The following is a 12,812-nucleotide window of genomic DNA, read 5'->3' as shown; positions in this document are numbered from 1 at the left end:
GCACATACGGTTCATCGGCGTGCCGTACGGCGGAGGCGGTGGCGGACCGCCCGCTGGGCCACCGGGCCGAGCTCGTCGACTGCCGCGGCCAGGACCGCGAGCTGCTCCAGTGCGTCGAGCGCGCGCTCGGCACCGCCCGGGTCGACGCCCTCGTACAGCTCCAGGCCGACGAAGGATGCGGCGACGGCCCGCGCGAGACCTGTGGGGTCGGTGAACTCGCCGAGTGGGGATGCTGCGAGGACCCGGGTGAGGACCTTCTCGATCTCGACGATCCACAGCTCGAGACCGGCGGCGGTGGCGGGTGCCAGGCGCGGATGGGTCTGGGCTCCGGCGAGCAGCTGGCCGAGGATCGCGACCGTGCCGGCCTGCCGTTCCTGTGCGTGCATCTCCCGGCCGAATTCGAGGAGTTCGGCGAGGGTACCGATGCGCTGCAGGCGGTCGCGGTAGCGGGCTACCCGCTGTTCGGCACCGTGCCGGCAGGCGGCGGCGAGGAGTTCGTCCATGGAGCCGAAGTGGTAGAAGACCAAGGCCTGGTTGACGCCCGCGGCCGCCGCGATGGAGCGGGCCGAGGTCTTGGCGATGCCCTGCTCGACGAGCGTGGTGAGCGCCCCTTCCAGCAGCTTTTCCTTGGTGCCCGCGCTCATCTCCGCGCCTCCTCACGTACCGGGCGCAGCCCGGCGCGCACCCCGCAGGAGCGTACGTCCATGTATTCGGCGGTGAACGACCCCTCGTACCCGAAGAGCGGTCCGAAGCGCCGGTTGGTGACGGTGACGCGGATACGGAAGCGCCCGGTCGCGTCGTCGTAGGACTCGCGCACCTCGGCGTCGCCGCCGATGAGTTCGGGTACACGAACGTCCAGCGGCCCCTCACGGAAGCGGTGTTCTCCGGAGCGGATGAGCAGCGACCCGTCGGGCTCGGCGCTGAAGTGGAGGTCGCTGGCGAGATGTTGGTGGGTGCCGAGGTAGTCGAGGACGCAGTCGCGCTCGGGGCTGTGGATCATCGTGGCGTCGAAGCGGCGCGGGCCACCGGGCAGCGCGAAGGTCCGTACGAAGGTGACGGTTTCACGTCCGTACGAGTCGGTGTACGGCACGTTCTCGATGGTGAAGGGGACGCGGCGGCCGGTGCGGGGCACCAGGATGTTGCGGGTGCCGCCGAGGGCGAGGAACGGTTTGAAGATTCCGCGGCCGTGCCAGATGCGGTCCATGACGCCGCGCCCGATGCACGCCTCGCTGCTCGCCAGGCCGACCGAGAACCGGCGCTGGAGCTGCGGATGCAGGCGGCCGAAGGCGGACTCCCCCATGACGGTGCGGAAGATCGAGGTCATGCGCGCTCCAGCGTGGTGAGCAGGGTGGGTGCGGTGGCGGGGGTCCGGCCGGGCGGGCGACGCAGACAGCGGCGTGCGGCGGGGGTTCGGGTCGAGGGCGGCGCGAGCAGTGCCGCGGCGAGTGCGGCCACGCCGAGTCCGCCCAGGGCGACGGACCCGTCGGGCGGGGATGCCGCGGTCTCGGGCGGGCCGGGCCGCCCGGCGTGGAATGCCGACCGGGCGGCGAGCGCGAAGCCGTCGGCCACCCGGGTCACGGGTCCGTCGGGGAGCACGGCGGACGAGGCGCGCGGGATGGGGGTACCCCCACGCCCCGGGGCGTGGGGGGAGGGTCCGACCGAGAACGCGGCCCACAGACAGCCGGCCGCGGCCACGACGGCGAGCAGGCGCACCGCGGTTTCGACCAGCCAGTTCCTGCGGGCGCGTTCGGGCGCAATGTCCCGCTCGCACCACAGGCGGAGCCGGTCGAAGGACCAGGCGGTCGCCCAGCCCATCAGCGGGCGGAACACCAGCCGGTCGGCCGTCCGGCCGAAGCGGCCCCACCGCGGCCGGTAGTCGTAGCCGGTGAGGAAGCGGATACCGCCGGGGCCGGGGATGTAACGCCAGTAGCCGCTGCCCTCCTTCAGCAGTGAGAGCGGGTGGGGCGAGGCGAACCGGAGGGCAGACACCCGGTCGCCGGCCCGGTGGCACTCCCCCGCGGAGACACCGGTGCCGGCGACGGTCAGGAAGGGCAGCACCCAGGTCGCGTAGCGGAAGCGCTGGGGCTCGCCCGGCACGCACGGCAGATGGTCGATCTCGGTGAACCGCAGATCCCACCGCTGGTGCTGCGTGGGCTGCTGGGTCCGCTCCCAGAGCGTGTCCGGATCCACGCGTATGAGTGCCTCGATGTAGAGCCCCATGCCTTCCCCCAGGTCAGCGACCTTTTGAGCGACTGCTCAAGAGGAAAGATAGCCGAATTTGAGCACTCGCTCAACCGATGGGCGCGAAAGAGCCCCTGGCCCGTCGGGCCAGGGGCTCTGCACACAACTGCGGGGATCAGGACGACAGATGGCGCTCCACGGTCTCCACTTTGGAGGTCATCCCGTCCGTCACACCCGGGCGGATGTCCGCCTTCAGGACGAGGGAGACACGCGGCGCACGCTCCTCGACGGCGCCGACGGCGCGCTTGACGACGTCCATCACCTCGTCCCAGTCGCCCTCGATCGAGGTGAACATCGCGTCCGTACGGTTGGGGAGTCCCGACTCGCGCACCACGCGGACCGCCTCGGCGACGTACTCACCGACGTCCTCGCCGACGCCCAGCGGAGTGACCGAGAAGGCGACGATCACGCGTCGACCTTGCCCACACGACGGGCGCGCGAGGCGATGACGGCGTCCTCCGCCTCACGCTTCAGCCGGCGTTCGGCGACGAAGCCGCCGAACGGCAGGACGGAGAGGACGAAGTAGAGGGCGGCCCTCTTCAGGTCCCACTGGGTGCGGTTCCAGGCGTCCAGCCAGAAGAGCACGTAGAGGATGAACAGCGCACCGTGGACGTAACCCATGACCGGGACCGCGTTGAACTCCGTCGTGCGCTTGAGCACCGCGCAGACGAGCAGGAGCAGGAAGGACACGGCCTCCGGCGCGGAGACCAGGCGGAGGCGATGGAGCGACGAGGCGGTCTTGATGTCCACGGAGGCACCTTCGATGGGAGGGACACACTGATCATGCAACGAGATCTTGTGAATGCATGCACAAGCTCGCGCACCATTGTGGCACCTTCCTTTGCCCTCCCTTTGTCAGGGTCCGGGTCCTCCCTGTGGACCTGTTCGGGGGCGGAATCACCGGTTAACGTCCTCCCGTGGCAATGTTCCGACTCCAAGGCAGCAAAGTGCTCGCCGTCGATATGACCGGCGACGCCGTCAAAGCCAAGAACGGCTCGATGGTCGCCTACGACGGCCAGATGACCTTCAAGAAGATGTCCGGCGGCGGTGAGGGCATCCGCGGGATGGTCACTCGCCGGATCACCGGCGAGCAGATGACCGTGATGGAGGTGAAGGGGCAGGGCACCTGCTACTTCGCCGACCGCGCGTCCGAGATCAACCTGGTGAACCTGCACGGCGACAAGCTCTACGTCGAGGCGAGCAATCTGCTGTGCACCGACGCCGGGCTGCGCACCGGCACGACGTTCACCGGGCTGCGCGGCGGGGCGACGGGCAACGGCCTGTTCACCACCACCGTCGAGGGCACCGGTCAGGCGGCGATCATGTCGGACGGCCAGGCCGTGATAATGCGGGTGACGCCTCAGTACCCGCTTTCCGTCGACCCCGGCGCGTACATCGCCCACCAGGGCAACCTGCGCCAGGACTTCCAGTCGGGAGTGACCTTCCGCACGTTCCTCGGTGAGGGCGGCGGCGAGGCCTTCCAGATCCGGTTCGAGGGCGACGGGCTCGTCTACGTCCAACCCAGTGAGCGGAACACCCTCGGAGGAGACGTCTGATGCCGTTCCGCGAGGTCAATCCCAAAATGGTCGAGGCCACCGTGGTCCCCGGCCAGAAGATGTACTCCCAGCGTGGCGCGATGCTCGCCTACAACGGCGAGGTCTCTTTCACGCCGAACATCAGCGGCGGTCAGGGCGGCCTGATGTCGATGATCGGCCGGCGCGCGGCGGGCGAGGCGACGCCGCTGATGACCGTGGAAGGCAGCGGCAGGGTCATGTTCGGCCACGGCGGCCACCACATCCAGGTGATCCAGCTGACCGGCGACACCCTCTACGTCGAGGCGGACCGGCTGCTCGCCTTCGACGGGACGCTGCAGCAGGGCACGATGTTCATGGGCTCGCAGGGCGGGGTCATGGGCATGGTGCGCGGGCAGGTGACGGGCCAGGGCCTGTTCACCACGACCCTCAAGGGCCATGGCGCGGTCGCGGTTATGGCGCACGGCGGGGTCATCGAGCTGCCGATCACCCCGGGGCGGGCGGTCCATGTGGACCCGCAGGCATATGTGGCCCACCACGGCGATGTGCGCAACAAGCTCTCCACGGCGCTCGGCTGGCGCGACATGGTGGGACGCGGCTCGGGCGAGGCGTTCCAGCTGGAGCTCAGCGGCAGCGGTGCGGTGTACGTCCAGGCGTCGGAGGAGAAGCTGTGAGCACGCCCGTGATTTTTGACCCGGCCACGCTGCCGAGTGACGACAACGTCAATCCGTACACCTTCTGCGTGGAGCTCAAGTCGAGCCAGTGGTTCCTGCAGAAGGGCAAGATGATCGCCTATTACGGGCGGATCGACTTCAACGGAATCGGCCACGGCCGGCTCGACCGGCTGATGCGTACCTCCTTCCATTCGCCCCTCCATGCGAGCGACTGGGTGGTGGCCGAGGGCAGCGGCAAGATGCTGCTCGCCGACCGCGCCTTCGACGTCAACTCCTTCGACCTCGACAACGGCAATCTGACGATCCGCTCCGGAAATCTGCTGGCGTACCAGCCCTCGCTGGCGCTCAAGCAGTCGATCGTGCCGGGCTTCGTGACCCTGATCGGTACGGGGAAGTTCGTAGCGGCGTCGAACGGTCCGGTCGTCTTCATGGAGCCGCCGGTCCGGGTGGATCCGCAGGCCCTGGTGGGGTGGGCGGACTGTCCGTCGCCGTGCCACCACTACGACCACGGCTATATGTCCGGGGTCATGGGCGGGGTGCGCGCGCTGACCGGACTCGGCGGGGCGTCCGGTGAGGAGCACCAGTTCGAGTTCGTCGGTGCGGGCACGGTGCTGCTGCAGTCGACCGAGGTGCTGATGGCTGATCAGGCCACCGGAACCGTACCGTCGGAACCGGGGGTTCCGGGCGGCCACGGCAGCCCTTCGGGCGCCGGTCAACACGGCTCCACACCGCGCCTTCCCGGCCAGCTGGGGGACCTCCAGCGTCGCTTCGGCCTGTGAACGGTAGTCTGCGGAGTGTGACGTCGAACGTCTGCACCCTTGTTGGGTACGGGGCCGGGTGCCGGGCGTCACACTCCCAGGTTTCGTCCGCTTTTCAACTTCTTAGGGTAGTATCCATATATGGAGACCGAGACTGCCACTCGCTGGCTGACCGATGACGAGCAGTGCACCTGGCGCACCCATCTGGACGTCAGCCGGTTGCTGATGCACCAGCTCGAGAAGGACCTCCAGCCGTTCGGACTGACCAACAACGACTACGAGATCCTGGTCAACCTCTCCGAGTCGGCGGACCGGCGCATGCGGATGAGTGACCTCGCCGCGGCCACGCTGCAGTCCAAGAGCCGCCTCTCCCACCAGATCACCCGCATGGAGAACGCGGGCCTGGTCCGGCGTGAGCACTGTGAGTCGGACCGCCGCGGGCTGTACGCCGTACTGACCGACGACGGAATCGCGACGATGCAGAAGGTCGCGCCGCACCATGTGGCCTCCGTGCGCAAGCACTTCATCGACCTGCTCACGCCGGAGGCTCTGGACGACCTGCGCGCATCGCTGACCCCCGTCGCCGAGCATCTGCGCGGCAGGCGGGGCAAGCTCTAGCCGGACTCGGAGGATCGTCCGGCAGGGCGTGCGCGAAGCACGCTCCGCCGGACGTGGACCGAAGGACCGCTCAGGACTCGGTGAGACCCGCGACCAGTTCGTCCGCCGCCGTGTACGGGTCCATTTCGCCGGCCACGATCCGCTCCGCCAGCGCGCCCAGACGGCGGTCGCCGTGCAGGTCGCCGATACGTTCCCGCAGTGCCGTGACCGCGATCGTCTCCACTTCGCCGGCCGCCCTGCGCGCCCGGCGCTCGGTGAGGACGCCGTGCTCCTCCATCCACGCGCGGTGCTTCTCCAGCGCCTCGACGACCTCGTCGATACCCTCGCCCCGCGCCGCGACCGTCTTCACGATCGGCGGGCGCCAGTCGCCGGGGCCGCGGGACTCGCCCAGGCCCAGCATGTGGTTGAGCTCGCGGGCCGTGGCATCTGCGCCGTCCCGGTCCGCCTTGTTCACCACGTACACATCGCCGATCTCGAGGATGCCCGCCTTCGCGGCCTGGATGCCGTCGCCCATCCCGGGCGCCAGCAGCACCACCGAGGTGTCGGCCTGGGAGGCGATCTCCACCTCCGACTGGCCGACGCCCACCGTCTCGACCAGGATCACGTCGCAGCCGGCCGCGTCCAGGACGCGGATCGCCTGCGGCGCGGCCCAGGCCAGGCCGCCCAGATGGCCACGAGTGGCCATCGAACGGATGTAGACGCCCGGGTCGGAGGCGTGCTCCGACATCCGGACCCGGTCGCCGAGCAGCGCCCCGCCGGAGAAGGGCGAGGACGGGTCGACGGCCAGCACTCCGACCCGCTTCCCGGCCCGCCGGTACGCCGACACCATCGCCGACGTGGACGTCGACTTGCCGACACCCGGCGAACCGGTCAGACCGACGACGTACGCCCCTCCCGTCAGCGGCGCGAGCGCCGCCATCACCTCACGCAGCTGCGGCGACGCCCCCTCGACCAGCGAGATCAGCCGGGCCACGGCCCGGGGCCTGCCCTCGCGTGCCTGGGCGACCAGCTGGGGGACGTCCGCCATCACTGCTCCGTTCCTTCGGGTAGGGACGAGGAAAAGGGTGTTACTTGCCGGGGACGCGCACGATCAGCGCGTCGCCCTGACCGCCGCCGCCGCACAGCGCCGCCGCACCGATGCCGCCACCGCGTCGCTTGAGCTCCAGCGCCAGGTGCAGGACGACACGGGCGCCGGACATGCCGATCGGGTGACCCAGCGCGATCGCGCCGCCGTTGACGTTCACCTTTTCCGGGGTCACGCCGAGGTCCTTCATTGACTGCACGGCGACCGCCGCGAAGGCCTCGTTGATCTCGATGAGGTCGAGGTCCTCGACGGCGATGCCCTCCTTGCCGGCCGCGTGCCTGATGGCGTTGGAAGGCTGCGACTGGAGCGAGTTGTCGGGGCCGGCCACGTTGCCGTGGGCGCCGATCTCCGCGATCCACTCGAGGCCCAGCTCCTGCGCCTTGGCCTTGCTCATCACCACGACCGCGGCGGCACCGTCCGAGATCTGCGAGGACGTGCCGGCGGTGATCGTGCCGTCCTTGGCGAAGGCCGGGCGCAGCTTGCCGAGCGAGTCCGCGGTGGTCTCACCACGGATGCCCTCGTCCTTGCTGAAGATCACCGGCTCGCCCTTGCGCTGCGGGATCTCCACGGGCGTGATCTCGGCCTCGAAGAGGCCGTTCTTCTGTGCGGCGGCGGCGCGCTGGTGCGAGAGCGCGGCGACCTCGTCCTGCTCGGGACGGTTGATGCCGAGCCGGGTGTTGTGCTTCTCGGTGGACTCGCCCATGGCGACGCCCTCGAAGGAATCGGTGAGCCCGTCGTGCGCCATCGAGTCGAGCATCTCGATGGCGCCGTACTTGTAGCCCTCGCGCGACTTGGGCAGCAGGTGAGGCGCGTTGGTCATGGACTCCTGGCCGCCGGCGACGACGATGTCGAACTCGCCGGCGCGGATCAGCTGGTCGGCCAGCGCGATGGCGTCGAGCCCGGACAGACAGACCTTGTTGATGGTCAGTGCGGGGACGTTCATCGGGATGCCGCCCTTGACGGCGGCCTGGCGGGCCGGGATCTGCCCCGCGCCGGCCTGCAGCACCTGGCCCATGATCACGTACTGCACCTGATCACCGCCGATGCCCGCCCGGTCCAGCGCCGCCTTGATGGCGAAGCCGCCGAGGTCGGCACCGGAGAAGGACTTGAGCGAGCCGAGCAGACGGCCCATGGGCGTACGGGCGCCCGCGACGATCACGGAGGTGTTACCGGTCGTTCCAGACATGTGCACGATCCCCTTACCAGCCGCAGCTGAGGAGTGAACGAGGGTTTACCTCAAATGTACTGAGCGGTACGGGCTCGGGTCACCGGGCAGCCGGTGTGATCGCGCGCACGTTGCGTAACCACCTCTTATGGCGCTGCACTGGAGAAATGCTGACGCGAATCGACCACATCGGGATCGCCTGCTTCGACCTCGACAAGACTGTTGAGTTCTACAGGGCGACGTACGGCTTCGAGGTGTTCCACTCCGAGGTCAATGAAGAGCAGGGCGTGCGGGAAGCCATGCTCAAGATCAATGAGACGTCCGACGGCGGCGCCTCCTACCTCCAGCTCCTGGAGCCCACCCGCGAGGACTCCGCGGTGGGAAAGTGGCTGGCCAAGAACGGTGAGGGCGTGCACCACATCGCCTTCGGCACCGCGGACGTGGACGGCGACGCGCAGTCCATCCGGGACAAGGGCGTGCGGGTGCTCTACGACGAACCGCGTATCGGCTCCATGGGTTCGCGTATCACCTTCCTCCACCCCAAGGACTGCCACGGCGTACTCACCGAACTCGTCACGTCTGCAACCGAGCACTGACCTGAGGATTCCCGGCCCGGTAGAGTGGGCGGTTCCGGGCCGGGGCCGGGTCGGGGCCGCGCCGCGTCTCCGTCGTTGATCTGTCACCATTCCCCGGGGGGCCGTTCGCCGGCGAACGGTGCTCGTTTGGATGCGACCAGGGGACGGATGGGACCGCGCAGTGCGGGGCTACGAACGCCAGGAGAGCCACCGAGCTGACGACGACCACCTCTCGCGGTTCGAAGCCGAGATGGACCGGCTGAAGACCGCGCGGGAGAAGGCCGTCCAGCACGCCGAGGACCTCGGTTACCAGGTCGAGGTGTTGCGTGCCAAGCTCCATGAGGCACGCCGCAACCTCGCGTCCCGTCCTGCCTACGAGAGCGCCGACCTCGGCTACCAGGCCGAGCAGCTGCTGCGCAACGCCCAGATCCAGGCCGACCAGCTGCGTCTGGACGCCGAGCGCGAGCTGCGCGAAGCCCGTGCCCAGACGCAGCGCATCCTCCAGGAGCACGCCGAACACCAGGCGCGCCTGCAGGCCGAGCTGCACGCCGAGGCGAACCAGCGCCGCCAGCGGCTGGACCAGGAGCTGGCCGAGCGCCGCCAGACCGTCGAGTCGCACGTCAACGAGAACGTCGCCTGGGCCGAGCAGCTGCGCGCCCGCAGCGAGGCCCAGGCCCAGCGGCTCATGGAGGAGTCCCGCGCGGAGGCCGAGCAGGCGCTCGCCGCGGCCCGCACCGAGGCCACCCGGATCGCCGAGGAGGCCCGCAGGCGGGTCGGTTCGGAGACGGAGTCCGCCCGCAGCGAAGCGGAAGCCATCCTTCTGCGCGCCCGCAAGGACGCCGAGCGGCTGCTGACCGCCGCCTCCAACCAGGCGCAGGAAGCGACCACCCACGCCGAACAGCTGCGCTCCTCCACAAGCGCCGAGTCCGACCAGGCCCGCCAGCAGGCCGCCGAACTGAGCCGGACCGCCGAGCAGCGGGCCCAGCAGGCCGAGGAGAAACTGCGCGAGGCCCGCGCGGAGGCCGAGAAGCTTCTCGCCGAGGCCAAGGACAGCGCGGCCAGGCAGCTGGCGTCCGCCGAGTCGGTCAACGAACAGCGCACCCGTACCGCCAAGGCGGAGATCGCCCGGCTGGTCGGCGAGGCCACCAAGGACTCCGAGGCGCTCAAGGCGGAGGCGGAGCAGGCGCTCGCCGACGCCCGCGCCGAGGCCGAGAAGCTGGTCGCCGGCGCGGCCGACAAGGCCCGTACGGCTGCCGCCGAGGACTCCGCGGCCCACCTCGCGAAGGCCGCCCGTACCGCCGAGGAGGTGCTGACCAGGGCCTCCGAGGACGCCAAGGCCACCACCCGCGCGGCGAGCGAGGAGGCCGAGCGGATCCGCCGGGAGGCCGAGGCCGAGGCTGACCGGCTGCGCGGCGAGGCCGCCGAGCAGGCCGACCAGCTCAAGGGCGCGGCCAAGGACGACACCAAGGAGTACCGCGCCAAGACCGTCGAGCTGCAGGAGGAGGCGCGCCGGCTGCGCGGCGAGGCCGAGCAGCTGCGCGCCGAGGCGGTTGCCGAGGGCGAGCGGATCCGCGGCGAGGCGCGCCGGGAGGCCGTCCAGCAGATCGAGGAGGCGGCCAGTACCGCCGAGGAGCTGCTGACCAAGGCTCGCACCGACGCCGACGAACTGCGCACCGCCGCGAGCAGCGACAGCGAGCGGGTGCGTACGGAGGCCATCGAGCGCGCCACCACGCTGCGCAAGCAGGCCGAGGAGACCCTGGAGCGCACCCGCGCCGAGGCCGAGCGGCTGCGCGGCGAGGCCGAGGAACTGGCCGACGGCGTACGGGCGGCTGCCGAGGCGGCCGCGGACGAGCTGCGCCAGGAGACCGAGCGGGCGGTCGCGGCCCGGCAGGCCGAGGCCGCGGACGAACTGACCCGGCTGCACACCGAGGCCGAGGCACGGCTGGCCACCGCCGAGGAGGCACTCTCCGAGGCGCGCGGCGAGGGCGAGCGGATCCGCCGGGAGGCGGCCGAGGAGACCGAGCGGCTGCGCGCCGAGGCCGCCGAGCGGCTGCGCACGCTGCAGGCGCAGGCCGAGCGGGAGGCGGAGCGGCTGCGTGACGAGGCCGCCGCCGACGCTTCGGCCTCCCGCGCCGAGGGCGAGGCGGTCGCGGTACGGCTTCGCAGCGATGCGGCGACCGAGGCCGAGCGGCTCAAGAACGAGGCCCAGGACACGGCCGACCGGGTACGGGCGGAGGCCGCCGCGGCCGCCGATCGGGTGGGCGCAGAGGCCGCCGAGGCACTCGCCGCCGCGCAGGAAGAGGCCAACCGCCGCCGCCGGGAGGCCGAGGAGACCCTCGACTCGGCCCGTACGGAGGCCAATCAGGAGCGGGAGCTGGCCCGCGAGCAGAGCGAGGAGCTGCTCGCGTCCGCCCGCCGACGGGTCGAGGAGGCCCAGACCGAGGCGCACCGCCTCGTCGAGGAGGCCGACCGGCGCGCCACCGAGATGGTCGCCGCCGCCGAGCAGACCGCCCAGCAGGTACGGGACTCCGTCAACGGCCTCCAGGAGCAGGCCGAGGAGGAGATCACCGGACTGCGCAGCGCGGCCGAGCACTTCGCCGAGCGCACCAGGACCGAGGCGCAGGAGGAGGCGGACCGGGTCCGCGCCGACGCGTACGCGGAGCGGGAGCGGGCCTCCGAGGACGCGGCCCGGCTGCGCGCCAGGGCCCAGGAGGAGTCCGAGGCCGCGCAGGCGCTCGCCGAGCGGACGGTCACCGATGCGATCAACGAGTCGGACCGGCTGCGCGCCGACACAGCGGAGTACGCCCAGCGGATGCGCACGGAGGCGTCGGACGCGCTGGCCTCCGCCGAGCAGGACGCCTCGCGTGCCAGGGCCGAGGCCCGCGAGGACGCCAACCGGATCCGTTCCGAGGCGGCCGCGCAGGCGGATCTGCTGATCGGCGAGGCGTCGAGCGAGTCCGAGAGGCTGCGGACGGAGGCGGCCGCACTGCGCGCCGACGCGGACGCGGACGCGACCCGCCTGCTCACCGAGGCCGAGCAGATCAAGATGGACGGCGAGGCCGAGATCGAGCAGCTGCGGGCGGCCGTGCGCACCGACCGCGAGCAGGTGCTGGACGAGGCCAGGCAGGCCGCCGACAAGCGGCGTGCCGATGCCGCGGCCCAGGCCGACCAGCTGATCGGCGAGGCGGCGGGTGAGGCGGAGCGTCTGCGTGCCGAGGCGGCCGAGACCGTGGCTTCGGCGCAGCAGGCGGCCGAGCGCATCAAGGCGGAGGCCCTGAGGGCCAAGGCGGACGCCGAGGCGGCGGCCGACCGGATCCGTAGCGAGGCCCGCGCCGCGGCCGACCGTACGGTGGACGAGGCGCGCGAGACCGCGGCCAAGCGCCGCGCGGACGCCGCCAAGCAGGTCGACCAGCTCATCTCCAAGGCCCAGGAGGAGGCGCTGCGCGCCGCCACCGAGGCCGAGGAGCAGGCGGACGCCATGGTGGGCGCGGCCCGCAAGGAGGCCGAGCGGCTGGTCGGCGAGGCAACGGTCGAGGGCAACTCGCTCGTGGAGAAGGCCCGTACGGACGCCGATGAGCTCCTCGTCGGCGCACGCCGGGACGCCACCGCCATCCGGGAGCGCGGTGAGGAACTGCGGGCACGCGTCGAGAGCGAGGTCGAGGAGCTGCACGAGCGGGCCCGCCGGGAGACGGCCGAGCAGATGAGGACGGCGGGCGAGCGGGTCGACCAGTTGGTCAAGGCGGCCGAGGAGCAGCAGGCCGAGGCCGAGGCGAAGGCCAAGGAGCTGGTGTCCGAGGCCAGTTCGGAGGCCGGCAAGGTCAGGATCGCCGCGGTGAGGAAGGCGGAGGCCCTGCTCAAGGAGGCCGCGCAGAAGAAGGCCGAGCTGGTCCGCGAGGCCGAGCGCGTGAAGGGGGAGGCCGATGCCGAGGCCGAGCGCACGGTCTCCGAGGGCAAGCGGGAGCTCGATGTGCTGGTGCGTCGGCGTGAGGACATTCAGGCCGAGATTTCCCGTGTCCAGGATGTTCTCGAGGCGCTGGAGTCTTTTGAGGCACCGTCGGGGGGTAAGGGTGGAGCCAATGGCGGCTCTGCCGCTGGGGGCGTCAAGGCAGGGGCTGCGGCGGGGTCCACACGTTCGAGTGGCAAGTCGTCCGAGAGCTAGCCACCC

The 12,812-nt window shown here is 71.0% G+C and carries 13 protein-coding genes; 6 read left to right on the top strand and 7 right to left on the bottom strand.

Features of this window, described 5'->3' with window-relative positions:
• Positions 1-11 precede the first annotated feature (11 nt).
• The 5 genes from ACFYWI_RS01090 to ACFYWI_RS01070 all read right to left on the bottom strand — a co-directional run bounded on the left by ACFYWI_RS01090 (position 12) and on the right by ACFYWI_RS01070 (position 2,991).
• Positions 12-644, bottom strand: a complete 633-nt coding sequence (locus tag ACFYWI_RS01090; RefSeq protein WP_389223518.1) for a TetR/AcrR family transcriptional regulator — start codon at positions 642-644, stop codon at positions 12-14.
• Complete coding sequence (locus ACFYWI_RS01085) at positions 641-1,324, bottom strand: DUF4166 domain-containing protein (protein ID WP_389223515.1); 684 nt, start codon at positions 1,322-1,324, stop codon at positions 641-643. Before ACFYWI_RS01085 ends, ACFYWI_RS01090 begins: the two co-directional genes overlap by 4 nt.
• A complete protein-coding gene (locus tag ACFYWI_RS01080; protein ID WP_389223512.1) occupies positions 1,321-2,220 on the bottom strand; it encodes a hypothetical protein in 900 nt (299 codons plus the stop codon). The genes ACFYWI_RS01085 and ACFYWI_RS01080 overlap by 4 nt, the downstream gene beginning before the upstream one ends.
• A 136-nt stretch (positions 2,221-2,356) precedes the next feature.
• Positions 2,357-2,650 carry an MTH1187 family thiamine-binding protein gene (locus tag ACFYWI_RS01075; RefSeq protein ID WP_389223509.1) on the bottom strand — a complete coding sequence of 98 codons (294 nt, stop codon included), beginning with the start codon at positions 2,648-2,650 and terminating at the stop codon, positions 2,357-2,359.
• Positions 2,647-2,991 carry a DUF3817 domain-containing protein gene (locus tag ACFYWI_RS01070; protein ID WP_389223506.1) on the bottom strand — a complete coding sequence of 115 codons (345 nt, stop codon included), beginning with the start codon at positions 2,989-2,991 and terminating at the stop codon, positions 2,647-2,649. The genes ACFYWI_RS01075 and ACFYWI_RS01070 overlap by 4 nt, the downstream gene beginning before the upstream one ends.
• A 173-nt stretch (positions 2,992-3,164) precedes the next feature.
• Between ACFYWI_RS01070 and ACFYWI_RS01065 the strand changes: the two genes are divergently transcribed.
• From ACFYWI_RS01065 to ACFYWI_RS01050, 4 genes are all read left to right on the top strand, one after another.
• A complete protein-coding gene (locus ACFYWI_RS01065; protein WP_389224416.1) occupies positions 3,165-3,797 on the top strand; it encodes an AIM24 family protein in 633 nt (210 codons plus the stop codon).
• The gene (locus ACFYWI_RS01060) at positions 3,797-4,447 is read left to right on the top strand and encodes an AIM24 family protein (RefSeq protein WP_389223503.1); all 651 of its coding nucleotides are present in this window, start codon (positions 3,797-3,799) and stop codon (positions 4,445-4,447) included. The genes ACFYWI_RS01065 and ACFYWI_RS01060 overlap by 1 nt, the downstream gene beginning before the upstream one ends.
• Positions 4,444-5,226 carry an AIM24 family protein gene (locus tag ACFYWI_RS01055; RefSeq protein ID WP_389223500.1) on the top strand — a complete coding sequence of 261 codons (783 nt, stop codon included), beginning with the start codon at positions 4,444-4,446 and terminating at the stop codon, positions 5,224-5,226. The genes ACFYWI_RS01060 and ACFYWI_RS01055 overlap by 4 nt, the downstream gene beginning before the upstream one ends.
• A gap of 120 nt (positions 5,227-5,346) precedes the next feature.
• On the top strand, positions 5,347-5,823 hold the full coding sequence (locus tag ACFYWI_RS01050; protein WP_389223497.1) for a MarR family winged helix-turn-helix transcriptional regulator: 477 nt from the start codon (positions 5,347-5,349) through the stop codon (positions 5,821-5,823).
• A 70-nt stretch (positions 5,824-5,893) separates the two neighbouring features.
• On the opposite strand, the gene meaB is transcribed toward ACFYWI_RS01050, so the two are convergent.
• Together meaB and ACFYWI_RS01040 are read right to left on the bottom strand one after the other, a co-directional pair.
• On the bottom strand, positions 5,894-6,850 hold the full coding sequence (gene meaB / locus ACFYWI_RS01045; RefSeq protein ID WP_389223494.1) for a methylmalonyl Co-A mutase-associated GTPase MeaB: 957 nt from the start codon (positions 6,848-6,850) through the stop codon (positions 5,894-5,896).
• Positions 6,851-6,890: 40 nt separating this feature from the next.
• On the bottom strand, positions 6,891-8,093 hold the full coding sequence (locus ACFYWI_RS01040; RefSeq protein WP_389223491.1) for an acetyl-CoA C-acetyltransferase: 1,203 nt from the start codon (positions 8,091-8,093) through the stop codon (positions 6,891-6,893).
• 146 nt (positions 8,094-8,239) lie between these two features.
• Between ACFYWI_RS01040 and mce the strand changes: the two genes are divergently transcribed.
• Complete coding sequence (mce, locus tag ACFYWI_RS01035) at positions 8,240-8,668, top strand: methylmalonyl-CoA epimerase (RefSeq protein WP_328396307.1); 429 nt, start codon at positions 8,240-8,242, stop codon at positions 8,666-8,668.
• 160 nt (positions 8,669-8,828) lie between these two features.
• On the top strand, positions 8,829-12,806 hold the full coding sequence (gene scy / locus ACFYWI_RS01030) for a polarized growth protein Scy (RefSeq protein WP_389224414.1): 3,978 nt from the start codon (positions 8,829-8,831) through the stop codon (positions 12,804-12,806).
• Positions 12,807-12,812: the final 6 nt, after the last annotated feature.

This window comes from Streptomyces sp. NPDC002889, assembly GCF_042888425.1.
Lineage (GTDB): Bacteria > Actinomycetota > Actinomycetes > Streptomycetales > Streptomycetaceae > Streptomyces.
The sequence above is the reverse complement of the archived record's forward strand: the minus strand, read 5'-3'. Positions and strand labels throughout refer to the sequence as shown.